This is a genomic window from Microbulbifer okhotskensis (assembly GCF_023895975.1).
Taxonomy (GTDB): Bacteria; Pseudomonadota; Gammaproteobacteria; order Pseudomonadales; family Cellvibrionaceae; genus Microbulbifer; species Microbulbifer okhotskensis.
Map to the genome: position 1 here is coordinate 1 of NZ_JALBWM010000231.1, position 2,676 is coordinate 2,676.

The following is a 2,676-nucleotide window of genomic DNA, read 5'->3' on the forward strand; positions in this document are numbered from 1 at the left end:
AGGCTACAGTCATTTCAATTGCTAGCTGGAAACGTCGAAAGTTCAATCAGCACCTAAGAATGAATTTTCTTATTGTGCTACCTATAATGTTTGGCTGATTTACTTTATCTTGTCATAGGGTACCTCTGTTGCGTAGTCTATCGATTAAGAGAGGGTCCGTCGTTGGTGGGTAGGATCGTTTTTAGTTTTTCCGCGACCAAGGACAAGTGCTCATTTTAACAGCCTGCTAGTGATCAGCATTCCTCTTGTTCGAGTTTCCTTTCTCTACACAACAGCTCTTTCGTGGTGGTGCCTGCGACTGGTGCGATATTAGCTATCCGGGATGACCAGGGGCGTTAAATTGGTAGTGGATTTCTAGTGTTTATCTCTGTTACCGCGTTTCACCTTGATTGTCGGTTTTACGACCTCGGGGTGGGGGATCGTAAGCGGTGGGTAGCTGGGTATGAGTGTGCCTGGCTATGACTATCTTGGGGGGCTGAGCCTTGAGTGGCCGGTTTGGCTCTGTGAGGGCCTGGGCAGAGGTTGGCTTTTAAAGTAGTTTTAAGGCGTCCTCTATGCCTGTAATCACTGGGGGTGTTGAAAAATGAACAGTGAGTCCCGGTTCGGGAGGTAGTCCTCTACAGTTTGGGTCGATACCAACATTGATCTCTATTGTATCCATGAGATAAACTATGAGAGGCCTGGAGTCAGCTTGATGGTGTGAGTTGTGACTAGCAAGTATCTTTCAGGCTGCTGGTCTTAGCGGGTCTAGCGATAAGGAGTGCGAAAAGCAAAGCCTTAAATGATAGCGGCGGTAAGTGTCTATTTGCCCATTTATTCTGTGGTTTCGGTGCAAAGGGAGCTTTACAAGCTTGGCCGTTTACCATCAGTCGATGGTTGGGCCGAAACCCGGCGAGCAGGTCGCTATGTTGTTGGTGAATAGAAAACTAGATAGAGAGATATTGAAAATAATGATCGATGGTCTATTACCGGTAGAAGATAATAAGTGAAAATCCCCCAACGCCTAAAGCCTCTTGTTGATGATGGATTGATCGATGAGGTTATCAGCCGGTTAATGAGCGGAAAAGAAGCAGACATTTTTGTTGTTCGCTGCGGTGACAGTATCCGCTGCGCTAAAGTTTATAAAGAGGCGGCTAAGCGCAACTTTAAAAAAGCCGTTGAATATCAAGAGGGACGAAAGGTTCGCAATGGTCGTCGAGCGCGTGCCATGGAAAAGCGCTCTAACTATGGTCGTAAGCAGCAGGAAGAAGTTTGGCAAAATGCTGAAGTCGATGCTTTATCCCAGCTGGGTAAAGCCGGTGTGCGTGTACCAGAAACTTTCGGGTGTGTTGATGGTGTGCTATTGATGGAATTAATCACCGACGAAGTGGGCGATGTTGCACCGCGGCTTGGTGATGTGATGATGTCAGAAGAGCAGGCGAGTGAAGATCACGCCCTCATGATGCATTATATTAAACTTATGCTATGTGAGGGTATTGTCCATGGTGATCTGTCAGAGTTTAACGTACTCGTTGATGGCACCGGACCGGTGATTATCGATTTACCGCAAGCGGTTAATGCTGCCGCTAATAACAATGCACAAGAGATGTTCATTCGCGACGTTAATAATATGCGGCGCTATTATGGTGAGTTTTCTCCGGCCTTGTTGCGCACGCAGTACGCCAACGAAATGTGGGCGTTATTTACAGAAGGTAAACTTGATCCTAATTCAGCGCTTACCGGTGAATATGAGGGTGACAGTGAAAGTGCCGATGTGGATGCCGTGCTTGAGGAGATTCGGGCGGTAATGCTGGAGGAGCAAGAACGACAAGAGCGAATTGCTGATGTCGAAAGTGAAGTGTGAATAAGATACTTCAGTACAAAAATTCATAGCTAGAAAACTCTAGCTGAAGAGGATGTAAGGCATTGTTGCTCTCTGTGGCCTTGCCTTCTCTGGGCTGGCAACGCTGCATGTTGCCAGCCCCCGTCCGCTCGATATCAGCGGTGTTCGTATCTAGAATCTTGTCTCATCATCCCTGTTATTGGTATCACCGGCTTCGCCAGGAGTCTTCACGTGCCTGGTGCCATTAACTTACAAGTTGTGCCCCGAGACCGTTGTGAGGGCAAGCTATCCAGGGGCAGGGCTTCCTATTCTATATCTACGATCGATGCGCCAGTATAAGTGCTCAGCAGGCACCCCTGGGCCTTTGCCAAGGCATGCAGTTACGTTGGCCTAAGCCAGTCACAGGGGTTTGCTGGTCTGCTGGGCCAGAAGTAATCGCCAGCTATATATGCTACCACGACAAGGCTCCGCTACCGCTGGTCAGGTAGGTTCAAACTAGGGGTGCAACTCCTCACGGATGACAAGCTCATTAGGCCTGAGTTTGGTGCTCGCAGGGGATGTAATCAGTCCGGAGCGTGGGAATCTCTATTGATGTTAGGTTGTGACTTTAGAGTAAGGTTCAAGCACATATATGGCTGGCACAGTTTCATAAGAGCTATATTGATATCCTCCAGGGTGTTGTTGGGATAGCCAGATAATGCCTCGTTCGGAAAAATGATCTTTTCTTAAATTCATGGCATTATTACTTTTTGCTACTGGTGGTGGAATCAAGGAATGGAAATGGAAAGAGATGTGGTTGAGGAGTTATTGTCAATTCTGGTGTTCAACAGGCCTGATCAAGCAGCGCTCTGGTC

General features: G+C 47.7%; 2 protein-coding genes. Both read left to right on the forward strand.

Features of this window, described 5'->3' with window-relative positions; genetic code table 11:
• Window positions 1–851 precede the first annotated feature (851 nt).
• Entirely contained in the window at window positions 852–989 is a 138-nt protein-coding gene (locus MO867_RS21475; protein ID WP_252472948.1) for a hypothetical protein, read from the forward strand.
• The gene (locus MO867_RS21480) at window positions 986–1,843 is read left to right on the forward strand and encodes a PA4780 family RIO1-like protein kinase (protein ID WP_252472950.1); all 858 of its coding nucleotides are present in this window, start codon (window positions 986–988) and stop codon (window positions 1,841–1,843) included. Before MO867_RS21475 ends, MO867_RS21480 begins: the two co-directional genes overlap by 4 nt.
• Window positions 1,844–2,676: the final 833 nt, after the last annotated feature.